At 66.6% G+C, this 461-nt stretch carries 1 pseudogene; it reads right to left on the bottom strand.

Annotated elements, in window-relative coordinates:
- A pseudogene (locus tag DVK06_RS17615) lies at nt 1–461 on the bottom strand (hypothetical protein); the annotation flags it as partial.

Consider the following 461-nt stretch of genomic DNA (forward strand, 5'->3'; position numbering starts at 1 on the left):
CGTCGTCCGTATCGTCATCATCACTCTCGTCGTTATCGTCGTCATCTCTATCGTCGTCGTCATCGTCACTGCCGCCGCCACCACCACCACCGCCGCCACCGGCGTCGTCGTCGGAACCGACCGCGAGCGTCTCGACGCCGTCGACGCTCATCTCCTTGCCGTCGGCGTCGAACTGGGTGAACCCGTTGAGCCGGTACGAGGCGTCTTCGTCCACGTCCTCGCCGGCGGTCACGCGATACTGGAGCGTGACGTTCTCGCGGTCGCCGTAAGTGGCGAACAGCTCGTCGTTGGCGTCGCGCACCCCGGAGAAGTCCGCGCCGTCGGCGTCGACGATGTCGACCGACGCGAAGCCGGGGTTGAACTCCTCGACGACGGTGAAGTTCGTCGCCTCGTCGCCGGTGATTTCGACCGAGACGACGGCCGATTCGCCGGGGTCGAGCGTCTCGTCGTCGACCGACCGG

Source organism: Halorubrum sp. Atlit-28R, from assembly GCF_003665955.1.
In the GTDB taxonomy this organism is placed as follows: Archaea; Halobacteriota; Halobacteria; order Halobacteriales; family Haloferacaceae; genus Halorubrum; species Halorubrum tropicale.